Genomic DNA, 23,482 nt, shown 5'->3' with positions numbered 1-23,482 from the left:
GACGCTCACTTCGCATCATGAAAAATAATGCCGACCGTGTGGCGCATGCCTGAGCGCAGGCGGCTGACGCCGTGGCGCAGATTGACGCGGTAATTGCCCTTGGTTCCCTGCACCGGCCGGTTGTGGACGGCGAAGACAACGGCGTCGCCCTGGCGCAGCGGCACAACCTCGACCCGGCTCTGCATGCGCGGCCGCTGCTCGGTCAGCGCGAACTCGCCGCCGGTGAAATCCTGGCCCGGTTCGGACAGCAGGATAGCCACCTGCAGCGGGAAGGCGAGGTCGCCGTAGAGGTCCTGGTGCAGGCAGTTGAAGTCGCCAGGCACATATTGCAGCAGAAGCGGCGTCGGCCGCGTCTGGCCTGCGGCATGGCATTGTTCGAGAAACGCGGCATGGGTCGCGGGGTAGCGCATGGCCTGCCCCATGCGCTCGTTCCAGCGGTTGGCGATCTCGGCCAGCCTGGGATAGAGCGCGCTGCGAAGACCGCCCAACAGGTCGGGCAGGGGATAGCGGAAGTAGCGGTACTCGCCCTTGCCGAAGCCGTGCCTGGCCATATGGATGTGGCTGCGGAAATGCTGCTCATCCGAATAGAGACCGGCGATCTGCCGGCACTCCTGCGGCGAGAGCAATTTCTCGATCACCGCACAGCCGAAGCCGTCGAGTTCGGCCGCAAGCGCCGGCCAGTCGTAACCGGCGATGCGAGTCTCGGCGGCTTCGACCACGGACGGGGCAACCTTGGCGTGAGCGTTCATATCGCAGCCTCCTTGTCGAGCAGAGCGCGTTTGCGTTCGACGCCCCAGCGGTAGCCAGACAGCGTGCCGTCGGTGCGGACGACGCGGTGGCAGGGAATGCCGAGCGCGATGGCGTTGGCCGCACAGGCCGTTGCCACGGCACGGGCGCCGCCGGGCTGGCCGAGCCGCCGGGCCAGCGCTGTGTAGGTGATGGTGGCGCCGCACGGGATAGCGCGCAACGCGGCCCAGACCCGTTGCTGGAATGGCGTGCCGTGGCGCATGTCGAGCGGCATGTCGAGGCCGGCGGCCGGCGTTTCGACGAAGCGCGCGATTGCCGCGAGATCGTCGCGCAGGGCGGGCTCGTCTTCGACCAGCATCTTGCCGGGGAAGCGATGGCCAAGGTCCTGCCCCAGTGCGTCGGAATCCGAGCCGATCAGGATGGCGCAGATACCGATATCGCTGCGCGCCGCCAGGATGTTGCCGATCGCGGATTGCCCGATGGCGTAGACGATGGTGTCGAGGGTGGCATGGATGGTTGCCGGTGCGGCGATTTGAGTTTGCATGAGGTTCATTGCCTTTACTCCTTTGCCTGAACCCTACAGAGACGGCTTCTCGCACTCACTCCGGTGCTTGCTTTCAAATTCGAATCTCCAAGGTAGGTGCTCTACGGCGCCCCCCTCTGTCCTGCCGGACATCTCCCCCTCAAGTGGGGAGATTGGCAGCTTCAGCGCCTCGCTCATTCTTGCAACATTGGAGATTGGCGAAGGCCGCGATGACAGCCAATCTCCCCACTTGAGGGGGAGATGTCCGGCAGGACAGAGGGGGGCGCCGTAGAGCGCTGATGGTGCTCATTCGACGCGCGTGACGAATATCTCGCCAAGCACGAACACCTCTCCGGTCCACAGCCGCAGCTCGATCTCGCCGGTCGCGGTGCGGCTCCACTCGGCTCTGCCGTCATCGACAAGCGTGCCGATGACGGCCATCACCCGTGACTTCGCTTCTTGGATGCGGCGGCTGGCGGCAGCTTGGGTCCGGCTGTTCGTATCGGGAGAGCTTGCCATCGCGCGCATCGCGGGTCCTCGTCAGGCCCTCGAAGACCGATATGTGGGTGTCTTCACCACGCTCGATCCGACGGCCGCTTCACGGTCGAGGAGCGCGCGCTTGCGCTCTGCGCCCCAGGCGTAGCCGGACAGGGCGCCATCCTTGCGGATAACACGATGGCAGGGGATGGCGATGGCAAGATTGTTGGCGGCGCAGGCGACGGCGATGGCGCGGGTGGCCTTTGGCGTGCCGATGCGCTCTGCAATCTCGGCGTAGGAGACAGTCTGGCCGACCGGAATGTCCTGCAAGGCCTGCCAGACGCGCTGCTGGAAGGCGGTGCCGCGCACGTCGAGCGGTAGGTCGAGGCCGAGCGATGGTGCTTCCACGAAACCGACGACGCGGGCTACCAGCGCCTCATAGTCACGGTCGCCGCCGATCAGGCGCGCCCTGGGGAAACGGTCCTGCAGGTCGCGCACCAGTGCGTCGGGATCGTCGCCGAGCAGGATTGAGGCGACGCCCTTCTGGCTCGAGGCGACCAGGATGGTGCCGAGCGAGGATTCGCCGACGGCGAAGCGGATCTTCTCATGGGCGCCGCCGGCGCGATAGCGCGTCGGCGTCATGCCGAGCATGCCGGTCGATTTCTCGTAGAAACGTCCGCTCGAATTGAAGCCGGCATCGTAAATCGCCGTCGTCACGCTGGCGCCGTCTTCCAGGCCACGGCGGACCCTGGCGGCGCGGTGTGCAGCGGCATAGTCTTTCGGCGTCAGCCCGGTGACGGCCTTGAAGATGCGGTGGAAATAACCGGCGCTGCGGCCGGCGGCATCAGCCAATTCAGCGAGTGACGGTTCTTCCTCGCTCTGCTCGATCCTGCGGCAGGCGACGGCGACCATCGCGGCGTTGCCGGCCTCGAGCGATGGGCCGTCCGGATTGCAGCGTCGGCACGGGCGAAAGCCCGTCGCCCTGGCCTGTTCCAGCGTGCCGTGCAACTGCACATTCCTGGGGTTGGCGCGCCGCGAGGGGCAGGAGGGACGGCAATAGACGCCTGTCGTCGCCACCGAATACCAGAACTCGCCGTCGGCAGACTTGTCGCGGGCGACAATGCGCGCCCAGCGCGGATCGTCGGCGACCGGCAGCGGCGCGGATTTCAGATTTTTGGCCAAGGTGATGAACATGGCCGCATTGAAGCCGAGGGAAAACGGCCCGGCCACCCGTTTCCTGCCAACTGTCAGGAGGATGCAGCCCTATTCGTCGGGATGCACAAAGAGTATGACGAGATTGATCCGGAGAAGGTGTGATGGAAAACATTCGACCCATTAAGACCGAAGCCGATTACGACTGGGCAATCGTTGAGATTAACGGCTATTTCGAGAGCGAGCCGAAAGTCGGCACTCCCGATGGTTACCGCTTCGACGTTCTCGCAACTCTGATCGAGGCTTATGAGGATGACCATTATCCGATCGAAGACCGCTCTCCTAAGCCGCGCGTTTGGGCTCCACCGCGAACGGGCTGAGGCCGAGCCAGGTCTGCATCTTCTTGCCGATGGCCTGGTCGCCGGTCAGGGCGACCTTGCCGCCGGCCTTCTCCACGGTCAGCAATCCCATCCAGATCGCCGTCATCGTGTGCAGGTCGGTCGAGACGTAGAGATCGACGTCGAAGCCCGGATCGTACCAGCACAGATCGACCTCGCCGTGCTTCTCGACGATCAGCCACCACGAGCGTTTGGACGCCGGTAGATCCTGATACAGAAATTGTATCACCGTGCGCCCCTCGGGCAGCGGCGACGGGTTCAAATTGCGCCGCATGTCCCACATCAGCAACGACGGATCGAGGTTCTTGAGCGACAGCCGGGACTCGACCCATTTCTGCCCCCAGAAACCCATTGCCTCGACGACCGGGCGCAAGTCCCGGCCGGCCTCGGTCAGCCGATAGTCGAAGATCCCCTTCTCCCCCTTGACCTCCTTGCGCTCGACGATGCCGGCGATCTCAAGCTCCTTCAGCCGTTGCGACAGAAGGCTTGGTGACATTTTGGGGACGCCGCGGCGCAGGTCGTTGAAGCGGGTCGAGCCCGCCACCAGCTCGCGCATCAGCACCATCGTCCAGCGGGTGCACAGCACCTCGGCGGCCATCGATAGCGGGCAGAACTGCTTGTATCCGTGCTGGGTCATGATCGGTGTCTCTCCCTCGAACCTTGGGCCGAACATTAGGCCCTCATGAATGAAGCGACCAGTACGGAAACTGTACTGCCCGGTACAGATCGCGGACTGGTTGGCGAGCGCTCGACTATGCGAGCCCTTTGGCCGGTTGCACGGGATACCCCTGTGCGCCGCAACCAGGAGACTACAAATGACCGCTTACGTTATCGCAGACATCAAGGTGAAGGACCCGCAATGGGTGCCGGCCTATGCCGCCTCGGTGCACGACCTCGTCCACAAGCATGGCGGCAGATATCTGTCGCGCAGCGGCAATGTGAAGACGCTTGAAGGCAAGCCGCTCGACACCACGCTGATCGCCCTGATGGCGTTTCCGTCGGAAGCGGCGGCCCGCGCCTTCACCAATGATCCGGCCTATGCGCCCTTCGTTTCGGCCCGTCAGGGCGGCAGCGAAAGCCGTTTCCAGATGATCGACAACACCGATCTGGCCGGAACGATCCCGTATCTGCCGAAGGGATGACCGGCATCCCTGGCATCGTTTTCGGGATCTCCAAGCAACAACAGCCACAGCGCTTGCCTGCCGGGCCTCCGTATTTTCGGCGGCCGGCCAGCTGGGCTTTTTCAAGAAGAATGGAATGAAGATGATATCGAACTTTCGCGACAGACTTCTCATGGCAGGGGCCATGCTGGCCGTCTGCACCAGCATCGCACAGGCGCATCAGGAAGCGGCCGCGCCTGCGTTCGTCCCCAGTCCGCTGGCAGACAAGGTGCGGGCCGCCAACAGCCGGTTTCTCGACGTCAAGGCCGCTACATCGGAGGGCTATGCGCCCATTCCCTGCGCCAGCGGCATCACCGGCGGCGCCATGGGCATCCACTATGTCAACGGCCAGTATCTGAAGGACGACAAGATCGACATCGCCCGTCCCGAAGCCGTGATGTACGAGCCGATGGCCGACGGCACGCTGCAACTGGTGGCGGTCGAGTACATCACCTCGAAGGGGCCGGCATCGTTGGACGGCCAGTTGTTCAACTTCAACAGCGCGCCCAACCGCTACGGCCTGGGTGAATTCTATGAACTGCATGTCTGGGCCTGGAAGGGCAACCCGACCGGCACTTTCGCCGACATGAACCCGAAAGTGTCATGCGAGCACGCGATGGCGCCTAGCCAGTAAGCGTCGGCCAGCAAGCAACGAAGCCAGGCGGCGCCAATGCTGCCTGGATTCGCTCCTGGTGGCGTCGGATAGATAGATCGCTATGACGCTTGATCCGGAAGCGCCAGTCCCACCTCGATGGCATCCCGGCTCGCTTGCGGCAGGACGAAGCGTCCCGTCGCGTACCAGAACAGGGACACCACAAGGATCGAGACATAGCCATCCACGGCATAGTGCCAGCCGGTGTAAACCGAGCCAAACAGGATGAACGCGGCAAAAGCCCAGCCTGCGATGGCCCACCGACGACCGAAGCCTGCCAGGAAAAACGCGTTCAGGGTGGCGATGGCGACGTGCATGCTTGGCATGGCGGAGATGCCGCCGCCAAGTTCCGGGCGGCCACTTTGGTAGGCGGCAAGCAGATAGTTGGCATAGACATGGACCGATGCGCCGTAGCCATTCTGCGCCAGGGCCATTTGCAACCCGGCAAACCGGTCACCGCCGTAGAACTGGTCGTGGAATATCGGGCCGGTTGACGACAGCAGGGTCGCCAGAACGGTGCCGCACAGGATCGTTGTCAGCGCGAACGCCCATAGATAGCGCAACCGCCTGGCCGGTTCGTTCCAGAAGGCGACGAAGAGTACGGTACCGAACCATTGCACGAGCCAGCCATACCCATAGCCAGCGAAAATGACGACCGAGACCGGTTCGGAAACGACGCTGTGCGCCCATGCCCAGGGATCGGTGCCATGCAACTGAAAGTCCAGCTCCGCCAAGATGCGGTCGGCGTAGAACGGCACGATGTCGGGAATGGCGACCTTCAAGGTGGTGAAGGCGGTGATGCCGAGAAAGAACAAAAGGATCACAAATGCGGCTGTCGGCCAGCGCTGTCCGAGCGTGTCGAGGATGAACCTTGTCGGAGCATGTCGGGCAAATGCCAGCGCCGCCACGCCAAGGCCGGCAGCCAGGAGTGCTGGCAGGAAAAAGGCGAACGGCTCGGCATAGGATAGCGCCAGATGCAGGTAGCGATCCGGCTGCAGACAAAAAGCGGTCACGGCATAGATGAGACACAGCGCGGTCAGCAGCCAGCCTCTCCTCCTGGTTGTCGCGATGTCCAGGTCAACGATGGCAGCCAAGCGGCGATTATCGCCGTGCTGCCCGGTGTGCGCATTCATCGAAGGACATCCCGCCAGCTGCCCGAAAGACTGTTATGGAGTATTTCGCAGATCAAGTATTACCATCTGGTTACACGCGCATTCAAGTAGACAGTTCTACATTAGATGATTATAATTCACAATTTGTTGGCAACGATTCATTGACAAAGATGTTGCGCCGGCAACGCTCGCATCGTCGATGTTGCGCCGGCAACGCCCGCATCGTCGCTGCCGCGCTGCTTTCAATGGTTGCAGGCTGCTTCTCGTCAAGCTTCGATCACGATCGAGAGAGGACCATCGCTTGGGCGGCGATGGCCACTTTCCAATCGGGCGGTTCGATCAGGCGGCCTTGATAAGACCGAGCTGGGTGAGGGCGGCGACGCCGTCATCGAGGCCGATCTCCTCGACGATCCTGCCGTCGACCACATTCAGCACGGTGATGCCGGTGAAGCGCATGGTGCGGCCGGTGGCGGCGGGCAGCGAACCGACGAGGAAATCGCTGAAGGCCGGGCCGGTGTGCGTGCCGCCGCCTTCCCACTGGCCGACGACATAGTCGCCCTCGGCAATCAGGTCGGCCGTGGCCCAAAAGTTGAGGTCCGGGAAGGCGGCGCGGAAGTCGGTCATGAAGGCCTTGATGTCGTCGCGGCCGCGGCGCGGCTCGTGCAGCGAATATTTCAACAGCATGTCGGGCGCGGCGATGTCGTCGACGACGGACAGGTCACAGGTTTCACCCCAGAAATCGGTGAACCATCTGACGACGACGGCCTTGTTGTCTTCTTGGCTGGTCATTGGGAGGTCCTCTTTGTCTCTGCAACGCGATCGTCGGATTGGCCGACGACCTGGGGCGATCACTAGGACGATCCGCCCGACGCGAAACTCCGGTTCTTGCCGGCCAATCGAAAGGGCAAGAGATGGCAGGTGAGGAGGCGCAACCGCCTGCCTCAGCCAAGGTAACGCTTTCTTCTCTGGTTTTGCCGCAGATTGGTCCGTGGCGGGGATGAGCGAAACAGATGATGGTTGGTCAGGACAAGAAGAGTCGCAACGGAACGTTCTGGGCCAGGGCCCTGGAGCGCGCCCAACTTGGCGTCTGGGACTGGGATCTTCGCACCGGCGACTGCTTCTATTCCGCGACCTGGGCGCGGATGCTTGGCTATGACGAGAGCGAGCTTGCCAGCAGCAGCGACCTGTGGCTGCAACTGACCCACCCCGACGATCGCGAGCGGGCGCTGGCCAGCGGCGACCGCCACATTGCGGGACAGACCAACGCCATCGAGACCGAGCTGCGGCTGAAGCACAAGCAGGGCCACTGGGTGTGGGTGCTCGATCGCGGCGGCATCGTCGAGCGCGACGCGTCCGGAAAACCACTCAGGCTGATGGGCGTGCAGACCGACATCACCAAGCAGAAGGCGGCCGAAGCCGAGCTCGAACAGGTAAATGTGCGCTTCCGCCTGGCGCTCGCCGCCAGCGGCACCGGCATCTGGCATTACGACATCGCCACCAACAGGAGCTATTGGGACGCCCGCACCAGGGATATATTCGGCCTCATTGCCGACACCGACGAGGTGACGGCCGACCTCTGGCACAGCTATCTGCATCCCGACGACAAGGAGGCCACCGAACGGGCTCACTTGCCGTCGCGCGGCTCGGACGGTGTCACCGCCTCGCAATACCGCATCATCCGGCGGGACGGCGAAGTCCGGCATGTTGAATCGCTGGTGCGCTTCATCGCCGGCGCTGGTGCTGCCGGCCAAATCCTCGGCACGGTGCGCGACATCACCGAGGACAAGCTGCGCGAGCAGGAACTCGCCTATGCCGCCCGCCACGACGCGCTGACCGGCCTGTGGAACCGCTCCGCCTTCGACCGGCAGCTCGCCGACCATATCGCGGCGGGTGCGCCGCTGGCGGTGTTCTATGTCGATCTCGACTACTTCAAGGCGCTCAACGACTTTGCCGGCCACGCCGCCGGCGACCTGGCGCTGAAGAGCGTTGCCGCCGGCATTCGGGGCTGCCTGCCGCCGGCAGCACACGCGGCGCGGCTGGGCGGCGACGAATTCGCGCTGCTGGTGCCGCATTGCGATGCCGCACAGGCCGAGCGGATCGCCACTGGCCTGCTCGGCGCTGTGCGCGAGGCCGATCTCGGCCTGGCCGCCTCGACGCGCAAGCTGGCGGCCTCGATCGGAATCGCCTTTATCGATAATGCCAACACCACGGTCGCCGACGCGCTCGCATGCGCCGACGATGCCTGCTACGCGGCCAAAGCCGCCGGACGCAACCGTTTCGCGGTGTTCTCGGCGACAGTGGAAGCTGGCTCGGGCGGGCTGAATGCGGCGCGTATCGCCGCCGACACCGTCGATGCCATGGAAGACGGACGACTGAAACTGTTCGGCCAGGAAATCCATCGGCTGGGCCGGCCCTGGCAGGAAAGCCGCCATGTCGAAGTGTTGGCAAGGCTCGTCGCACGCAGCGGCCGGCTGGTGCCGCCCTGCGAGTTCATTCCGGTGGCCGAACGCTTCGGCATCGCCTCGCGGCTCGACCGCTGGATCATCCGCACCGCGCTGTCGCGGCATGGTGCCGCCTTGCGCTCGGGCGCGCTGACGCTCGGCTTCAACCTGTCGGCGCAGACGTTGAGCGATCCGCAGCTGTGGGCGTTCGTCGACAGCGTCATCGAAGAGACCGGGGCGCCGCATTCGGGCATCGGCTTCGAGATCACGGAAACCGCCGCCGTCACCAATTTCGACGCCGCCGAACAATTCGTGCGCAAGGCGCGCGAGCGGCACTGCCGGGTCAGCCTGGACGATTTCGGTGCCGGCATGAGTTCGTTCGAATATCTCAGGCGTTTCCCCGTCGACACGATCAAGATCGACGGCTCCTTCATCGAGCACATCACGCAAAGCCACTTCGACCGCGAAATCGTGCTGGCCATCACCAGCATCGCCCGCAGCATCGGCTGCGACGTGGTCGCCGAGAAGATCGAAAAGCAGGATACGCTGACCATGCTCAGCGATATGGGCGTTGCGTTCGGCCAAGGGTTCCTGCTGCACCGGCCGGAGCCGCTGGAGGCGATTGTTTCGCGCGCGACCGAGCGGTCGATGGCCCGAAAGGCATCCTGATCCTGGCGTGTCGCATTTCAGGTGAGCCCGGCCTCACCTGAAACGCGACACATCTCAGCCGGTGTGCCGCGCCGTCGATCGCGGAAACTCCAGCACGCCAGCCTCGGGTCGCCTGTGCTGTGCTTCCGCCACCGCTTCGATCAACAGATCCAGGGCGTCACAGGCAGCGCGGCTCGTCTCGTCATTGCCTTGCAGATAGTGATAGGCACGTTCGAGGTGGATGCGGGCGGCTGAAAAATCGCTGGTCAATGGTTCCCTCCATGATCCCGCCCTAATGTCCATCTTGCCGGGCCTGGCGGAACGGAGGGTAAATATCCACAGGCGGCTTTTATTCAAATGCCGGCGAAAGTTGCAGAGGAGGGTGTGCTACCGGAGACGCTGCCAATCTCCTCCCTTGTAGGCGAGATGCCCGGCAGGGCAGACGGGCGGCACGGAAAACCTTGGCAAACCCGTCAAAACGCACTTGAGGAACAAGCGAAACGAAGGCACGTTCAGGGACGGGTGCGGGAGGACGTGTCCATTTCGGAGCTCTCGCATGTCGCTGTTCGGTACGACAGTCCGCTACGGAGGCCTCGCCCAGGCATTGCACTGGCTGACGGCTCTGCTCGTGCTCATCGCCTTCCTGGTCTCGGCAGGTGGCCCGCCGGAGCGGGTCTATTCAGCGGCGAGGGCCTCCACGCTCCTGCTGCACGAGTCTCTTGGCTTCGCCGTTTTCTGGTTGCTGGTCATTCGCCTGGTCTGGCGACCGTTCGATCGCATTCCCGATCCACCGCCCATGCCCGGCTGGATGGAGGTCGCTTCGAGGGCAACGCATTGGGCGCTCTACGCGCTGCTGTTGGCGGTTCCGGCGACCGCGATGCTCGGCGCCTGGTTCGGCGGTCACCCGGTGACGGTCTACGGCTTGGGAGCGATCGGCCCGTTTCCCGGAAGTTGGGGCGCTTCGCTGGCGGAAATCCATGGTACGCTTGGCGACATCATCCTTTGGCTCGCCGGCCTGCACGCCGCCGCGGCGATCTTCCATCATTTCTTCCTTCGCGACCGCGTGCTGAGCCAGATGGTGCCCGGCTTGCCGGATCCGTCCTCCGGTTTCGGCCGCCAGGCGCGGCCCTGATGCTTAACTCAAGGATCGTCGCCGCCGGGGCAAGAAACCGGTCGGGCGGCTCGAGGGCGACGGTACTGTGCTCCGGCGACGAGCCCGACATGGAAGCGCTGATGAGTGTGCCGGGACGGGTTAGGGCCAGTTCACCGATCGCCGTGATTCCAAATCTCGCCAACCAAGCCGGCGCTCATGACGCGCCGAGGCCTCGAAGGCGCGCAGAGCAATCAATGGCGGCAGGCTGAGGAAGGCTTCGCGCATGCAGGCGTTTTTCTACAGGTCTATGTCACGCATTCTGGCTCGAACCGGTGCTAAAATCAGTTATATCAAACGCTCAACTCCCGAAAACACCGCTTGCGGTGCCCGCCAATCCCGAGAGGAAAATCCAATGAGTTTAGAAAAAGTGGCTGTTGTCGTGGCCGGCGGCAGCGGCATGGGTGCAGCGGCGGCCAAGCGGCTGGCGGCGGATGGCTTCAAGGTCGCCATCCTGTCGTCCTCGGGCAAGGGCGAGGCGCTGGCCAAGGAGCTTGGCGGCCTCGGCGTCACCGGCTCCAACCAGTCGAACGACGATTTGCAGCGCCTGGTCGACCTGACGCTGGAGCGCTATGGCCGCATCGACGTGCTGGTCAACAGCGGCGGCCACGGACCGCGTGCGCCGATCCTCGAGATCACCGACGAGCAGTGGCACACCGGCATGGACGTCTATCTGCTGAACGTCATCCGGCCAGTGCGCATCGTGGCGCCGCAGATGGTCAGGCAGAAGGGCGGCGCGATCATCAACATCTCGACGGCCTGGGTGGTCGAGCCGAGCCCGATGTTCCCGACTTCCGCCGTGTTCCGCGCCGGTCTTGCCGCCTACACCAAGATCTTCTCCAACACTTATGCATCAGACAATGTGCGCATGAACAACGTGCTGCCCGGCTGGATCGACAGCCTGCCGGCCACCGACGAGCGTCGTGACAGCATACCGATGCAGCGCTATGGAACTTCCGAAGAGATCGCCGCGACCATCGCCTTCCTGGCGTCCGAAGGCGCCGGCTACATCACCGGCCAGAACATCCGGGTCGACGGCGGTATCATCCGCGCTATTTGAGGGCGTCGATCGGACGGGATTCCGATATCTCCAAGGAGCAATAAATGCGGCTTTTGATACTCGGCACCGGCTGGATGGCGCAGGAACATGCGCGTCGCTTCAGCGCCATCGAGGGCGTCGACATCGTCGGCGCCGCCGATGTCGATCCGGCGCGCGTCGGCGAATTCGCCGACAGTTTCAACATTCCAAACCGCTTCATCTCGCTGGAGGAGGCGCTGGCATGGGGTGAGTTCGACGCGGTGGCCAACGTCACGCCGGACCGCATCCATCATCCGACCACCATGGCGCTGATCGCCGCCGGAAAGCCGGTGCTGTGCGAAAAGCCGCTGGCTGAAAACTTCGGCAGGGCCACCGAGATGGCCGAGGCCGCCAAGGCCGCCGGCATCGTCAACATGGTGAACCTCACCTATCGCAATGTCGCGGCACTCCAGAAGGCCCGCCAGATGGTGCAGGCGGGCGAAATCGGCACGGTCAGGCATGTCGAGGCGTCCTATCTGCAAAGCTGGCTGGTGTCGAAATTCTGGGGCGACTGGCGCACCGATCCGAAATGGCTCTGGCGCCTGTCGCGCGGCCACGGCTCGAATGGCGTGCTCGGCGATGTCGGCATCCACATCCTGGATTTCGCCTGCTATGGTGCGGCGCTCGACATCGACCATGTCTTCTGCCGGCTGCGTAGCTTCGACAAGGCACCTGGCAACCGCATCGGCGACTACGGGCTCGACGCCAATGACAGCTTCGCCATGACGCTGGATTTTTCCAATGGTGCCTTCGGCGTGGTGCATGCCAGCCGCTGGGCGACCGGCCATCTCAACGAGCTCCGCCTGCGCATCTATGGCGAAAGAGGCGGCATCGAGGTGGTGCACAATCTCGACGGCTCGGCGCTCAAGGCCTGCGTCGGCGAGAATGTCGAGAACGCCAAATGGGTAGAGCTCGACGCCGGCACGGTGCCGACCAATTACCAGCGTTTCACTGACGCGGTGCGAACCGGCGTGCAGGCTGAACCATCATTCCACCATGCGGCCGAATTGCAGAAGGTGCTGGATCTGGCTGTCGTGTCCGACGAGAAGCGTGCGGAGCTGAGGGCGAGCGCCGAGACGCGGTAGGCCTGCTCCGAGAAGCGCCGTCAATCCGGCGCGCCGCGCGCAATTCTTTCAATCATTTCTTGAAATGGGGACCGGCCGTTTCATGATCTGATGACGCTTGAAATAGGGGAGGCGTCATTGACCGACTATATCGGGCTGCCGAAAGCCGAAGTGCACATCCACGTCGAGGGCTGCTTCGAGGCCGATGATGTAATCAGGAATTGCGAGGAAGCCGGCATTCCGCTGCGCGCGCCGCGCGACAGGCTCTTCGAAGCCCATGATCTCAGGAGCTTCCTCGAAATGCTCGACTGGTTGTGCGGGACGTTCCGGACGCGCGAGCAACTCGCCACCACGGCCTACAAGTTTGCACAGCGCATGGGTCGAAGCGGCGTGCGTTATGCAGACGTCATCGTCAACCCTACGCACTGGCCGCATTGGCATAGGAATATCCCCGGCATGATCGATGCATTCGACGCGGGTTTCTCGGCCGCAGGACAGGACGGGCACCCGCCGGTCGGACTGTGCGTAAGCCTGCTTCGTACCCAGTCGGCGGCGGAAGCGATCGAACTCGTCGAATTGTTGAGCGAAATCAGGCACAAGCGCGTCGTTGCCTTGTCGATCGACGGGAACGAGGCGGCTGCCGGGCGCACCGGGCCGCGCTTCGCCGAAGCGTTTCGCCGTGCTGGCGCGGCGGGCCTGCGGCGCACCGTTCATGCGGGCGAGTCGAGCGGCCCGGAAGGTGTTCGCGACGCGATCGAACTGCTGGGCGCCGACCGCATCGACCACGGCGTGCGGGCGATCGAGGACCCCGGGCTTGTCGACTTGCTGGCACGGAGGCAGATTCCCTTAGGCGTCTGTCCGATCTCCAACGTGGCGCTCGGCGTGTATCCCTCACTTGCCGAACATCCGCTCGACGCTCTGCGCAAGGCCGGCGTCCTTGTGTCGATCAACACCGATGATCCGACACTGCTCGATACCACCCTCGAAGCATCCTATGCCGCCTGCGCCGAGGCCTTCGCCTGGGACGATGAAACCATCCGCCAGCTCGCCAAAACGTCGGTGCACGCGAGCTACGCCGACGCTTCGCTGAAGGCGCAGATCCTGGCCGATCTGGCGGCTTGGCGGAGCTAGCCGGGGATTCAATCCGCAGGCACCACCTGCTGGTCGGCATCGTCAGTTAGGATGCCGAGCAAGGCGACGGTATGGTCAGCCGCCATTCACCAGGGCAAGAATAAGTTTTTGCAGATTGCCGCCCTGGCCGAGTTCGACGCGGTCGAAATCGCGGCTCGCCTGCCGCTGCGCCTGTGACAGGTCGGACAGGCGCCTGGTCATTTCGGTGCGGATCTTGCTGCATTTGGGATCGTCGGCAATACTGAGTCCCGCGGTCGCCACCTCGATCTTGCGCACCATGTCGACGATCTCGGCGCCATGCACCTTCTCATGCGCGCTGACGCCGGCGATGAACACCTCCCAGTTCTTCTGGATCGCCGGCGGCAGCGGCGCCGAGGGGCTTGGCAAGGTGTAGGTGATGATGAGTTTCGGCCGCGCTGTGGCCAGCACGCAGGCGCCGGCCCGTGCTTGATAATCCCGGGTCCAGGTCAGCTTGAAATTGGTGTGGGCGATGGCGCGGGTGATGCCGAGCTTGGGGCCGTTTTCGCCGATCGAGCGATAGAGCTCCGGCCCGGACTGGCCCGATATGGCGTATGTCTCGACTTTCTCGACCGGCTTCCAATCGGCATGGGCGGCGAGCGGCAAGGCTACAAGCGCGGTGATCGACAGACCCAGACGGACAAAAACTCTCAACACCGCTCTCCGCGAGAACCAAAACCGGTCGCCGCGACAGGCAATGCCACCGGACGAGCTTTTCCTATAGGATGCCGACAGGTGCGGCTGCAAATGCCGGAGGGGAAAGTCATGAGATATCTTATCATTGCCGTTGCCATTGCGGTCTTGCAGGCCGCGCAGCCGGGGTTTGCCGCGTCGTGCAGTGGCTGGGCCGCCAGGATGGAGGAGGACGAGGGCGGCAGCGTGCTGACCGCCTCGGTCTGTGGCGGGCCGAAAGGCGATGCGCATCTGATGCTAACCTGTTTCGAAACGCCGGTGCTGAGCTATGATCTGGGCGACACCGGTCAGCAGTTGGAGCCAGGCATCACCGGTTCGTTCGAGTTCAAGGCCGACGGCAAGGCGGTGACGAAGACGCTGCAGCTGGAGGCCATGTACAACTACTTCGTGATCGATCTGGCCAAAGCCGATCCGTTGCTGGACCTGATGCGCGGGAAAGGCGATGTGTCGGTCAGTGCCGCCAAATATGGCGAGAGCAGTTTTGCGCTGAAGGGCTCGAGCGCCGCCATTGCCAAGGTGCTGGCGCAGTGCGGCAAGGCCAAGCCCGCGGACGGGGATTGAGGAGCTCCACAGTTCGATGTCGGCGGGACAGAGGGGGTGCGCAGGAATGAGGCGGTTCTCGTTGGCTCACCGGGCTTGCTGTAGCATCACCTCACCCAGTCCGTTCCGCCCGGCGGCGACTGGCGTATAGCGGAAGGCTTTCAGGCTCTATTCAAATTGCCCGATAAAGCAGATATAGGTCAGCTAGGTTGACCTAAATAGAATTGTCGCGGGAGGCATGACTTGACCCTTATGAACCTGTTGGCCTCGCGCTCGTCGCGCATGAAAGCGTCCGAAATCCGCGAACTCTTGAAGCTGCTCGACCAGCCCGACATCATCTCGTTTGCCGGCGGCATTCCCGATCCGGCTCTGTTTCCGGCCGAAGCCATCCGCGACGCCTATGCCGATGTGCTGGGCGGCCCGGAGGTGGGTGCGGCGCTGCAGTACCAGGTCTCGGAAGGCTATCTGCCGTTGCGGCGCTGGCTGGCCGGGCAGATGGGCAAGCTCGGCGTCGCCTGCGACGAAGCCAACATCTTCATCACCTCCGGCTCGCAGCAGGCGCTGGACTATCTCGGCAAACTGTTCCTGTCGCCGGGCGATACCGCGCTGGTCACCTGGCCGACCTATCTCGGCGCGCTGCAGGCATTCAACGCCTATGAGCCGCGCTACGACCGGCTGACCCCGGCCGGCGGCAACATGACGCCCGATGCCTATCGAGCGGCGGCTGCCCCGAATGGGGGCAAAGTCAAGTTCGCCTACCTGGTGCCGGATTTCGCCAACCCGACCGGCAACACGCTGGACCGAAAGCAGCGCGAAGCGGTGCTCGACCTTGCCGGCGAACTCGACATCGCCGTCATCGAGGATGCCGCCTATCGCGCGCTGCGCTATGACGGCGAAGGCGTGCCGCCGATCCTGGCGCTCGACTGCGCCCGATCCGGCGGCATCGACAAGGCGCGCACGCTCTATTGCGGCTCGTTCTCGAAGATCCTGTCGCCGGGCATGCGCGTCGGCTGGGTGTGCGCGCCGCGCCATATCGTCGAGAAGCTGGTGCTGATGAAACAGGCCTCCGATCTGCACAGCCCGTCGATCAACCAGGTGGTGATGCACCGCGTCGCCGAGGCGGTGTTCGACGCTCAGGTCGAAAAACTCATCGGCGCCTATCGCGAGCGCCGCGATGGCCTCCTCGCGGCGCTGGAAGCCCACATGCCCGACGGCGTGAGCTGGAACCGCCCGGAAGGCGGCATGTTCGTCTGGGTGACGCTGCCGGAAGGGTCCGACGCCACCGCCCTGCTGGCGCGGGCGGTGAAAGAGGCGCGCGTCGCCTTCGTGCCTGGCAGTGCCTTTCATGCCGACGGCACCGGGCGCAACACGCTGCGGCTGTCCTTCACGCTCGCCGACCGGCGTGCGGTGAGCGAGGGCGTCCCGCGGCTGGCGGCCATCCTGAAGGAATAGGCTTCCGCGCCGGATCCCGCGTGGTCCCTATGCCGGCACGTTGACCAGGTGCTTGAGCTTCGAAAGGCTGGTGCCGGCCAGCTTGCGGGTCGGCTTTTCAAAGCTTTCCTCGCCGGTTTCGACGACGAAGACCAGCGTCATGAAATCCAGTATGAATTCGTCGATCGCGGTATCGATCTTGTCCGTCCTGCCCTTGAATCGACGCAGCAAAGCGTTTGCTTCTCCGACATCGTCGGCACCAGCCCTGTCGACGAGCGCTTCGAGCCGTTGAAAACCATCCAATTCCAGTTCCTCCAGCCGCGCCACAAAACCTGGCGCCGGACAAAAAGTTCCAGGCTGAACGGATTTTGACCGCCTGACGCATCGTCCGGCTCGTAACGACAACTCGCTGGCGACCTTTTTTCGTACCGGTGGAACTTCTGTTGCAAAATGGAGTTCTCACCATTGTCTGACCCCCGCAGACACCTGAAAGCTTCTATATCGGCTTTCCAAAGGCCCGTCGGATTCCCCTCCCGGCGGGCTCTTTGTTTGAAGGATGGGCCGGGGCATCGGCCGGATTTGCATCCGCGTTGACGCGGCGCCGTCCGAAACTAGATTCGTGCCCTACGAGGAGGAATTTGCATGGAAACCCACGAATTGCATCGCGGCCGGCTCATCGACCACATCCAACTGGTGGTCAGGGATCTCCAAGCCAGCCGGCGTTTCTACGAAGCTGTCCTGCAGGTGCTCGACATCCCGATCGGTGGTGTTGGCGACGGCTATTTCTGGGCCGACGAGTTGTTCATCTCGAGCGCCGACAGCCCGGCAGCGTTGGGCAAACTCACCGGCCGCCATCATCTTGCCTTCCAGGCAAAGGACCACGCCATGGTCGAGGCCTTTTACAAGGCCGGGCTCGCCGGCGGCGGCATGGACAATGGCGCGCCGGGCGAACGGCCCTATCATCCCGGCTATTACGCCGCCTTCCTGCTCGATCCGGACGGCAACAACATCGAGGCAGTCCACCACGGCCCGCACACGCGCAGTGCCGCTTCGGTGAAGATCACCTTCTAAAGGTGTGCTGATATTCAGCCGGTCCTACAGCGCTTCGGTTCTCACCCGAGTGGTGCTGGGCCGGCGGCCAAGGACAGCGACATGCAGATGACTTACACCGCCGAACCGGACGAAAAGTCGAAATGCGCCTGGCTGGTTTTCGGCTGGACGAAAGCCGAGTAAGCGCCGCCGCTCACTACCTCTGCACATTTTGACGGGTCGCGTGCGTTCGCTTCGCCCGGGGATGACGACGTTGGAGCTATTCATCCATCTCGTATCCTCGTAGACGAGATGGGGCGAACCGCCCGAGGAGTCCGTATGAACCCACCGTCTGGAACCGTGCCCATTTTTCAGCCAGTGGGAAACGCCTGGCATGACCCAGGACGTACTCGCTGAGGGTGCCGAAATCGCGCTTAGGCGCGATCCCCTGTGGCAGGGGTCGGGCGCGGAAACCGTTGACGAATACGCGGTCTGGGCCGCCAATATCTGCGGCATGGCCTGCCTGAAGATGATCCTGGCAAGCCGCGGCGAGATCGTGCCGACGATCGAGCTTGCCAGACGATGCACTGACTATGGCGGCTATGTCGTCAAGGAGGGATCGATCAAGGGCCTGATCTACGCACCCTTCGTCAGCTTCGTGAAAGAAAGCTTCGGCCTGCGGGCCAAGGTGATGACCAGTGTCGCGACAGCGGACATACCGGCAATTCTCGAGCGGTCTCGCTTCTTCATCGCGTCGGTCAGCAGCTCTATCCGCTGGCCGGAGAGCGAGCCGCCGTCGAAGGGCGGCCATCTGGTGCTGGTCACGGCGGCTTCCGCCAAAGGTTTCCGCTTCCACAATCCGTCCGGCCATACCAGCGCCACACAGGCAAACGCAGTGTTGGCGCCAGCCGATTTCGACCGCTTTTTCGCCAATCGCGGCATTTCAGTCGAAATTTGATCGTTAGAGAGTTGAGGAATTTCCATGACCGCTAAGACAAGGGTTGCCATCCTCTATGGCGGGCGTTCGGCCGAGCATGACGTCTCGCGCCTGTCGGCGGCCAATGTGCTGAAGGCGATCGACCGGACGCGCTACGACGTCGTGCCGATCGCCATTTCCAAAAGCGGCAGATGGCTGCTGCAACGGTTGGCCGCCGGTGACGGGGCAGGGGCGCCGGCATCCGAGGACGGCATCGAGGTCGCCCTGCTGCCCGGCGGCAAGGGCAGGCTGGTCGCGGTGTCGCGGGACGGAACGCAGCCCGACCTGCCCCCGGTCGACGTTGTGTTCCCCGTGCTGCACGGGCCGTTCGGCGAGGACGGCTCGGTGCAGGGCTATGCCGAGGTCGCCGATGTCGCCTATGTCGGCTGCGGGATCCTGTCCTCGGCCGCGGCCATGGACAAGGATGTCGCCAAGCGGCTGATGCGCGAGGCGGGACTGGCGGTTGCCCATTCGTTGACCTTGTGGCGAGGTGAGCACGTGACCTTCGAGGATGTCTCGGCGAAGCTCGGCCTGCCGGTGTTCGTCAAGCCGGCGCGCCAGGGCTCGTCCTTCGGGGTCAGCAAAGCGATCGACAGCTCCGGCTTCACCACGGCCGTCGAGGCGGCTTTCCGGCATGACAGCAAGGTTTTGGTAGAGGAGTTCGTCGAAGGCCGCGAAATCGAGTTCTCGGTGCTGGAACGGGCCGACGGCACGCTGACCGTTTCGCTGCCTGGCGAGATCATTCCGGCCGGCAAGCATGGCTTCTACACTTATGAGGCCAAATATCTCGATGCCGACGGAGCGGTGGTCAAGGTGCCCGCCGATGTCCTGGCCGAGGTCGCCGAAAGAGCGAGGGAGATGGCGCGACAGGCCTTTCAGGCGCTCGGTTGCGAGGCGATGGCACGCGTCGACTTCTTCCTGCGCGCGGACGGCAGCCTGCTGGTCAACGAGGTCAACACGATTCCAGGCTTCACCGACATCTCCATGTATGCCAAGGCGCTGGCGGCATCAGGCATCGGCTACAGCCAGACCATCGACGTGCTGATCGAGCACGCACTGGCAAGGCATGCGGCGCGTTGATCCGTTCGGGAGTGGATTGGCGCAGGGCCTTGAAGGCCATGTGAAGCGTAGTTACATCAATAACTAAGCGTGCATTTGCACGCGAATTTTACGCTTTGGTCAAGCTTCATCTGTGGAGGTTGTCATGGCTATTACGCTCATGGAAGGAAAGAAGGGCCAGGACTGGCTCAATCTGGTCCTTGCCATCTGCCTGTTCATCTCACCTTGGATAATCGGCTTCGCTGCTGCGACCGCTCCCGCATGGAACGCCTGGATTGTTGGCGTCGTGCTGGGCGTCATGGCGTTGGCGGCGCTTGCCGCGTTCGCCGAGTGGGAGGAATGGGTTAGTGTCGTTCTCGGGGTCTGGCTGATCGTTTCGCCCTGGCTGCTCGGCTTCATGGCGAACAGCCACGCGATGGCCACCCACGTCGTTCTCGGCGTGCTGGTGGTTGCCGTATCAGGTTGGGCCGTCTGGGACTTCCGTCATCCGCACGCGCATGCGTGACCGGTAAAGGGTGGGGGTCCGGCGCGCGAGCGGCGGGCTCCTCCGGATTTGAAAATGCGCCCCATGCTTTTGCCGTCCGGCCCGCGGAGCCGGGTTGTCGGCTTGCAATCCTGCGACCGCGCCAGGGAGTTCGGTGGGATCGGGTCCGGTATCCTGCCCAGGGAGTTTAGAGCGTGAACCTCGCGCGGATGGCGGTTCTTGCCGCGGCCCTCATGGCCGCCGCGGTCGCCAGTCCCTCTCCCGCAACCGGAGAGGCGACGCAGAAGCTGGCGTTGCGCGTCGAGATGGACGGCGCCATCGGTCCGGCGAGCGCGAGGCAGCTCAAGGAGGCATTGGCCGAGGCCGCCGAGCGGCACGCCGAGGTTCTCATCCTCGAGATCGACACACCAGGCGGGCTGGTCACCTCGATGCGCGAGATGATTGCCGATATCCTTGCCTCGCCCGTTCCCGTCATCGGCTATGTCGCCCCGGCCGGCGCGCATGCGGCAAGTGCCGGAACCTATATTCTTTATGCGACCCATGTCGCGGCTATGTCGCCCGGCACTAACCTGGGCGCCGCCACACCGGTCGAGCTTGGCGGTCTGCCGTCTCTGCCCGGTGGCGGCGACCAGGATAAGGGCGACCAGAAGAACGCCACCGGGTCGCCGGCGGGCGACGCGATGATGAGCAAGGTGACGAACGACGCGGTCGCCTTGATCCGTTCGCTGGCCGAACTGCGCGGGCGCAATGCCGACTGGGGGGAAAAGGCCGTGCGCGAGGCGGCCAGCCTCTCCGCCGACGCGGCACTTCAGGCACATGTCGTCGACCTCGTCGCCTACGACACGGCCGAACTGCTGCAGCTTGCCGACGGCCGCATGGTCGAGGCAGCCGGCAAGAAACGGGTGTTGGCGACCAAGGACCTCCCGGTCGAGACGCTGGAGCCCGGCTGGCTGATCCGGCTTCTCGCCGTCATCACCGATCCCAACATCGCCGTCATCCTGATGCTGGCCGGCTTCTACGGCCTCGTCTTCGAGTTCACCAGCCCCGGCGCGGTGGCACCCGGCGTGATCGGCACCATCTGCCTTCTGCTCGGGCTCTATGCGCTCAACCTGTTGCCGATCAGCTATGCCGGCCTTGCCCTGATGCTGCTTGGCATCGCCTTCCTCGTCATCGAGGCCTTCAATCCGACGGTGGTGCTTGGGCTTGGCGGCGTGGCCGCCTTCCTGCTCGGCGCGGTCATGCTGCTCAAAGTCGAGGGTCCCGGCTTCGAGATGTCATGGGCGGTCATTGGCACCGCCGCCGCGCTGACGCTTGGCCTGGCGCTGCTGGCCGGCAGCTATCTGTGGGCGGCACGCAAGCGCCTGCCGCGTGTCGGCGCGCAGGCCATGCACGGACTGCCGGCCAAGATCCTCGACTGGTCGGGAAGCGAGGGCCATGTGTTGGCCCAGGGCGAGCGCTGGCGGGCGAAAGGCGACGAACCGCTCGCCCCTGGCGACAGCGTCGAGGTGGCCGATGTCAGCGGTCTCATGCTGACGGTCCGGCGCAGGAACAATGGAGCAAGGCAATGATCATCGGTTACGTGGCCTATCTGATACTCGCCCTTCTCGTGCTGATGTTCCTCTCCGCGGCCATTCGCATCCTGCGGGAATATGAGCGCGGCGTGGTCTTCACGCTCGGCCGCTTCACCGGGGTGAAGGGGCCTGGCCTGATCCTCCTCGTTCCCTTCGTCCAGCAGATGGTGCGGGTCGACCTGCGCGTGGTGGTGCAGGACGTGCCGCCACAGGACGTGATCTCGCGCGACAACGTCTCGGTGAAGGTCAATGCCGTGCTCTATTTCCGCATCGTCGATGCCGAGCGGGCAATCATCCAGGTCGAGGACTTCATGACCGCTACCAACCAGCTTGCGCAAACCACATTGCGCTCGGTGCTCGGCAAGCACGAACTCGATGAGATGCTGGCCGAGCGCGACAAGCTGAACAGCGACATCCAGGAGATCCTGGACCAGCGGACCGACGCCTGGGGCATCAAGGTCTCCAACGTCGAGATCAAGCATGTCGACCTCAACGAGAGCATGATCCGCGCCATCGCCAAGCAGGCCGAGGCCGAAAGGCTGCGGCGCGCCAAGGTGATTAATGCCGATGGCGAGCAGCAGGCGGCGGCAAAGCTGGTCGAGGCCGGCAAGATGTTGGCGGCCGAGCCACAGGCCATGCAGTTGCGCTATTTCGAGGCGTTGCACGACATCGCCGGCGAGCGCTCGTCGACGGTGGTGTTCCCGCTGCCGGTGGACCTGCTCACGATCTTCAACAAAAAGTCGGACAGCGCCAAGTGAACCGGCCTCGCTCCCGACGGCGCGCTGCCGCCGGATGGTGAACCGCGTGCGGCAAGATGCCGGTCTCCCGTATGATGATCATGACCATTGCCGGCGGTCCGGACCGGGACCCGTGTGCTTGGGCGGCCGGTCGTTTTCATCCGGATTGGGGACCGGCTCTTCATCGGGAAGACCGTCCGGATCCGGCTCGCGCATGGGCTTCGGTTCGGGAAGCGGCGGCGGCGTGGGTGTTGGAACAGGCATTGGGTCGGGGTTAGGCAGAATGGCCATGAAGTAACTCCTGCGTGGGCGCTTGGTGGTTGGTCGACATCCGGCGGGAAGTCGACGAACCGACATCCAGGTGTCCTCAGTCAGAAAGTCATCGAGCGATCTTAGTCTCGCGCGTCCTTGACATCGTCTCGACCAGGGCCGATGCGGGCAGAACGGTCGGGCTTGCGGATTGGTTCCGCCGCGGTTTCGATTGCGACCAGGACGCGGGGTTGCGAGCAGCGTAGCGGAAAGGAGCGACGCCGCCCAAATGAATCGCCGTACCGGGCATCTCCGGGTCTTGCCGACCTCACCGGGCGCCATAATTCCATTCAAGGCTGAACCGAATTCAGCCGCTGAATAGGAGGCGTCCGTGAAGCATCAAACCGTTGACCAACTGAATGCCGTTGCCGACGTCCACGCCGAGGCAACCCATCTTCTCGCGACCCGAGGCGAACGCCTCGAACGCTGGGCGCAGCTTCTGGAGCAAAATCCCAACAGGGTCCTAGGGGCGCTGACGGGGACCGAGCACCAATCCGTGGAGACGCGCGAAAGAATGCGTTCCGCAGGATCACCGATCACGATTGCTTTCGAAGATCCGGTGTTTCGCGCGCTGGGCTTGAAGGAAGATACCTACGGTGAGGCCAAGCGCTTCTTCGAGCTGACCGATTGGCAGCTCCACGGGATCGTCTGCCATTGCCATGTAGGCGCCACGATGACGGCACGATGGGCCGCATCCCGTGTCCGCGCGGCAATGTCTGGAAGATCCGGTTTCTTCGCGTGGCTGCGAGGAGCGTTTATGCACTGAAGGCCGATGCCCGGCTGGCGAACATCGCGCACGATGTGGAGCCGGGCTGAACGACTGCTTGAAGAACGATGAGGCGGAAGCGGGCCTCTCCGCCTCCCGTCGATTGTGCTGGATGGCGCCGCTTGACGCAGTCGCC

At 63.7% G+C, this 23,482-nt stretch carries 28 protein-coding genes; 17 read left to right on the top strand and 11 right to left on the bottom strand.

Annotated features, from left to right (window positions below; genetic code table 11):
- Window positions 1-5: 5 nt before the first annotated feature.
- From NKJ89_RS10160 to ada, 4 genes are all read right to left on the bottom strand, one after another.
- The gene (locus tag NKJ89_RS10160) at window positions 6-749 is read right to left on the bottom strand and encodes a 2OG-Fe(II) oxygenase (protein WP_352602055.1); all 744 of its coding nucleotides are present in this window, start codon (window positions 747-749) and stop codon (window positions 6-8) included.
- Window positions 746-1,300 (bottom strand): methylated-DNA--[protein]-cysteine S-methyltransferase, encoded by a 555-nt coding sequence (locus NKJ89_RS10155; RefSeq protein WP_352602053.1) that lies wholly within the window; start codon window positions 1,298-1,300, stop codon window positions 746-748. The genes NKJ89_RS10160 and NKJ89_RS10155 overlap by 4 nt, the downstream gene beginning before the upstream one ends.
- Before the next feature lie 276 nt (window positions 1,301-1,576).
- Window positions 1,577-1,798: a hypothetical protein gene (locus NKJ89_RS10150; protein ID WP_352602051.1), complete on the bottom strand. Its 222-nt coding sequence runs from the start codon at window positions 1,796-1,798 to the stop codon at window positions 1,577-1,579.
- Between the two features lie 12 nt (window positions 1,799-1,810).
- Window positions 1,811-2,941 (bottom strand): bifunctional DNA-binding transcriptional regulator/O6-methylguanine-DNA methyltransferase Ada, encoded by a 1,131-nt coding sequence (ada, locus tag NKJ89_RS10145; RefSeq protein ID WP_352602206.1) that lies wholly within the window; start codon window positions 2,939-2,941, stop codon window positions 1,811-1,813.
- A 122-nt stretch (window positions 2,942-3,063) separates the two neighbouring features.
- Between ada and NKJ89_RS10140 the strand changes: the two genes are divergently transcribed.
- Window positions 3,064-3,279, top strand: coding sequence for a helix-turn-helix domain-containing protein (locus tag NKJ89_RS10140; protein ID WP_352602049.1), 216 nt, complete (start codon window positions 3,064-3,066; stop codon window positions 3,277-3,279).
- On the opposite strand, the gene NKJ89_RS10135 is transcribed toward NKJ89_RS10140, so the two are convergent.
- A complete protein-coding gene (locus tag NKJ89_RS10135) occupies window positions 3,242-3,934 on the bottom strand; it encodes a winged helix-turn-helix transcriptional regulator (protein WP_352602047.1) in 693 nt (230 codons plus the stop codon). The genes NKJ89_RS10140 and NKJ89_RS10135 overlap by 38 nt on opposite strands.
- Before the next feature lie 178 nt (window positions 3,935-4,112).
- Between NKJ89_RS10135 and NKJ89_RS10130 the strand changes: the two genes are divergently transcribed.
- Together NKJ89_RS10130 and NKJ89_RS10125 are read left to right on the top strand one after the other, a co-directional pair.
- Complete coding sequence (locus NKJ89_RS10130; RefSeq protein WP_352602045.1) at window positions 4,113-4,439, top strand: DUF1330 domain-containing protein; 327 nt, start codon at window positions 4,113-4,115, stop codon at window positions 4,437-4,439.
- Window positions 4,440-4,554: 115 nt separating this feature from the next.
- The gene (locus NKJ89_RS10125) at window positions 4,555-5,091 is read left to right on the top strand and encodes a hypothetical protein (RefSeq protein WP_352602043.1); all 537 of its coding nucleotides are present in this window, start codon (window positions 4,555-4,557) and stop codon (window positions 5,089-5,091) included.
- An 80-nt stretch (window positions 5,092-5,171) separates the two neighbouring features.
- On the opposite strand, the gene NKJ89_RS10120 is transcribed toward NKJ89_RS10125, so the two are convergent.
- Both NKJ89_RS10120 and NKJ89_RS10115 read right to left on the bottom strand, forming a co-directional pair.
- Window positions 5,172-6,242: a phosphatase PAP2 family protein gene (locus NKJ89_RS10120; protein WP_352602042.1), complete on the bottom strand. Its 1,071-nt coding sequence runs from the start codon at window positions 6,240-6,242 to the stop codon at window positions 5,172-5,174.
- Between the two features lie 318 nt (window positions 6,243-6,560).
- Window positions 6,561-7,010, bottom strand: a complete 450-nt coding sequence (locus NKJ89_RS10115; protein WP_352602040.1) for an ester cyclase — start codon at window positions 7,008-7,010, stop codon at window positions 6,561-6,563.
- Between the two features lie 224 nt (window positions 7,011-7,234).
- Between NKJ89_RS10115 and NKJ89_RS10110 the strand changes: the two genes are divergently transcribed.
- Window positions 7,235-9,331, top strand: a complete 2,097-nt coding sequence (locus NKJ89_RS10110) for an EAL domain-containing protein (RefSeq protein WP_352602204.1) — start codon at window positions 7,235-7,237, stop codon at window positions 9,329-9,331.
- A gap of 54 nt (window positions 9,332-9,385) precedes the next feature.
- On the opposite strand, the gene NKJ89_RS10105 is transcribed toward NKJ89_RS10110, so the two are convergent.
- Window positions 9,386-9,580: a hypothetical protein gene (locus tag NKJ89_RS10105; protein WP_023761065.1), complete on the bottom strand. Its 195-nt coding sequence runs from the start codon at window positions 9,578-9,580 to the stop codon at window positions 9,386-9,388.
- A gap of 286 nt (window positions 9,581-9,866) precedes the next feature.
- On the opposite strand from NKJ89_RS10105, the gene NKJ89_RS10100 reads away from it, so the two are divergent.
- The 4 genes from NKJ89_RS10100 to add all read left to right on the top strand — a co-directional run bounded on the left by NKJ89_RS10100 (window position 9,867) and on the right by add (window position 13,733).
- Complete coding sequence (locus tag NKJ89_RS10100) at window positions 9,867-10,442, top strand: cytochrome b (protein WP_352602038.1); 576 nt, start codon at window positions 9,867-9,869, stop codon at window positions 10,440-10,442.
- Between the two features lie 373 nt (window positions 10,443-10,815).
- Complete coding sequence (locus NKJ89_RS10095; RefSeq protein ID WP_352602036.1) at window positions 10,816-11,520, top strand: SDR family oxidoreductase; 705 nt, start codon at window positions 10,816-10,818, stop codon at window positions 11,518-11,520.
- Window positions 11,521-11,564: 44 nt separating this feature from the next.
- Entirely contained in the window at window positions 11,565-12,623 is a 1,059-nt protein-coding gene (locus NKJ89_RS10090) for a Gfo/Idh/MocA family protein (RefSeq protein ID WP_352602034.1), read from the top strand.
- Window positions 12,624-12,740: 117 nt separating this feature from the next.
- The gene (add, locus tag NKJ89_RS10085; protein ID WP_352602032.1) at window positions 12,741-13,733 is read left to right on the top strand and encodes an adenosine deaminase; all 993 of its coding nucleotides are present in this window, start codon (window positions 12,741-12,743) and stop codon (window positions 13,731-13,733) included.
- Window positions 13,734-13,808: 75 nt separating this feature from the next.
- Here the strand turns inward: add and NKJ89_RS10080 are convergent, their stop codons facing one another.
- Window positions 13,809-14,405 carry a DUF922 domain-containing Zn-dependent protease gene (locus NKJ89_RS10080; protein WP_352602030.1) on the bottom strand — a complete coding sequence of 199 codons (597 nt, stop codon included), beginning with the start codon at window positions 14,403-14,405 and terminating at the stop codon, window positions 13,809-13,811.
- 81 nt (window positions 14,406-14,486) lie between these two features.
- Here NKJ89_RS10080 and NKJ89_RS10075 point away from each other — a divergent pair, with 81 nt between their 5' ends.
- Together NKJ89_RS10075 and NKJ89_RS10070 are read left to right on the top strand one after the other, a co-directional pair.
- Window positions 14,487-15,005 carry a hypothetical protein gene (locus tag NKJ89_RS10075; RefSeq protein ID WP_352602028.1) on the top strand — a complete coding sequence of 173 codons (519 nt, stop codon included), beginning with the start codon at window positions 14,487-14,489 and terminating at the stop codon, window positions 15,003-15,005.
- Window positions 15,006-15,236: 231 nt separating this feature from the next.
- Window positions 15,237-16,436, top strand: a complete 1,200-nt coding sequence (locus NKJ89_RS10070; protein WP_352602202.1) for an aminotransferase-like domain-containing protein — start codon at window positions 15,237-15,239, stop codon at window positions 16,434-16,436.
- A 27-nt stretch (window positions 16,437-16,463) separates the two neighbouring features.
- On the opposite strand, the gene NKJ89_RS10065 is transcribed toward NKJ89_RS10070, so the two are convergent.
- The gene (locus tag NKJ89_RS10065) at window positions 16,464-16,718 is read right to left on the bottom strand and encodes a hypothetical protein (protein ID WP_352602026.1); all 255 of its coding nucleotides are present in this window, start codon (window positions 16,716-16,718) and stop codon (window positions 16,464-16,466) included.
- Window positions 16,719-17,057: 339 nt separating this feature from the next.
- On the opposite strand from NKJ89_RS10065, the gene NKJ89_RS10060 reads away from it, so the two are divergent.
- The 6 genes from NKJ89_RS10060 (at window position 17,058) to NKJ89_RS10035 (ending at window position 22,292) form a co-directional block, all read left to right on the top strand.
- A complete protein-coding gene (locus NKJ89_RS10060; RefSeq protein ID WP_352602024.1) occupies window positions 17,058-17,486 on the top strand; it encodes a VOC family protein in 429 nt (142 codons plus the stop codon).
- Between the two features lie 352 nt (window positions 17,487-17,838).
- Window positions 17,839-18,402, top strand: coding sequence for a cysteine peptidase family C39 domain-containing protein (locus tag NKJ89_RS10055; RefSeq protein ID WP_352602022.1), 564 nt, complete (start codon window positions 17,839-17,841; stop codon window positions 18,400-18,402).
- A gap of 24 nt (window positions 18,403-18,426) precedes the next feature.
- A complete protein-coding gene (locus tag NKJ89_RS10050) occupies window positions 18,427-19,500 on the top strand; it encodes a D-alanine--D-alanine ligase family protein (protein WP_352602020.1) in 1,074 nt (357 codons plus the stop codon).
- Between the two features lie 124 nt (window positions 19,501-19,624).
- The gene (locus tag NKJ89_RS10045) at window positions 19,625-19,984 is read left to right on the top strand and encodes an SPW repeat protein (protein WP_023761050.1); all 360 of its coding nucleotides are present in this window, start codon (window positions 19,625-19,627) and stop codon (window positions 19,982-19,984) included.
- A 173-nt stretch (window positions 19,985-20,157) separates the two neighbouring features.
- Window positions 20,158-21,531: an NfeD family protein gene (locus tag NKJ89_RS10040; protein ID WP_352602018.1), complete on the top strand. Its 1,374-nt coding sequence runs from the start codon at window positions 20,158-20,160 to the stop codon at window positions 21,529-21,531.
- Window positions 21,528-22,292, top strand: coding sequence for a slipin family protein (locus tag NKJ89_RS10035; protein ID WP_023761048.1), 765 nt, complete (start codon window positions 21,528-21,530; stop codon window positions 22,290-22,292). The genes NKJ89_RS10040 and NKJ89_RS10035 overlap by 4 nt, the downstream gene beginning before the upstream one ends.
- A 78-nt stretch (window positions 22,293-22,370) precedes the next feature.
- On the opposite strand, the gene NKJ89_RS10030 is transcribed toward NKJ89_RS10035, so the two are convergent.
- Complete coding sequence (locus NKJ89_RS10030) at window positions 22,371-22,562, bottom strand: hypothetical protein (protein ID WP_352602218.1); 192 nt, start codon at window positions 22,560-22,562, stop codon at window positions 22,371-22,373.
- A 349-nt stretch (window positions 22,563-22,911) separates the two neighbouring features.
- On the opposite strand from NKJ89_RS10030, the gene NKJ89_RS10025 reads away from it, so the two are divergent.
- The gene (locus NKJ89_RS10025) at window positions 22,912-23,346 is read left to right on the top strand and encodes a hypothetical protein (RefSeq protein WP_023761047.1); all 435 of its coding nucleotides are present in this window, start codon (window positions 22,912-22,914) and stop codon (window positions 23,344-23,346) included.
- The last annotated feature ends 136 nt before the right edge of the window (window positions 23,347-23,482 follow it).

The organism is Mesorhizobium sp. M0047 (assembly GCF_040323315.1).
In the GTDB taxonomy this organism is placed as follows: domain Bacteria; phylum Pseudomonadota; class Alphaproteobacteria; order Rhizobiales; family Rhizobiaceae; genus Mesorhizobium.
This window is presented reverse-complemented; position numbering and strand designations above follow the sequence as displayed.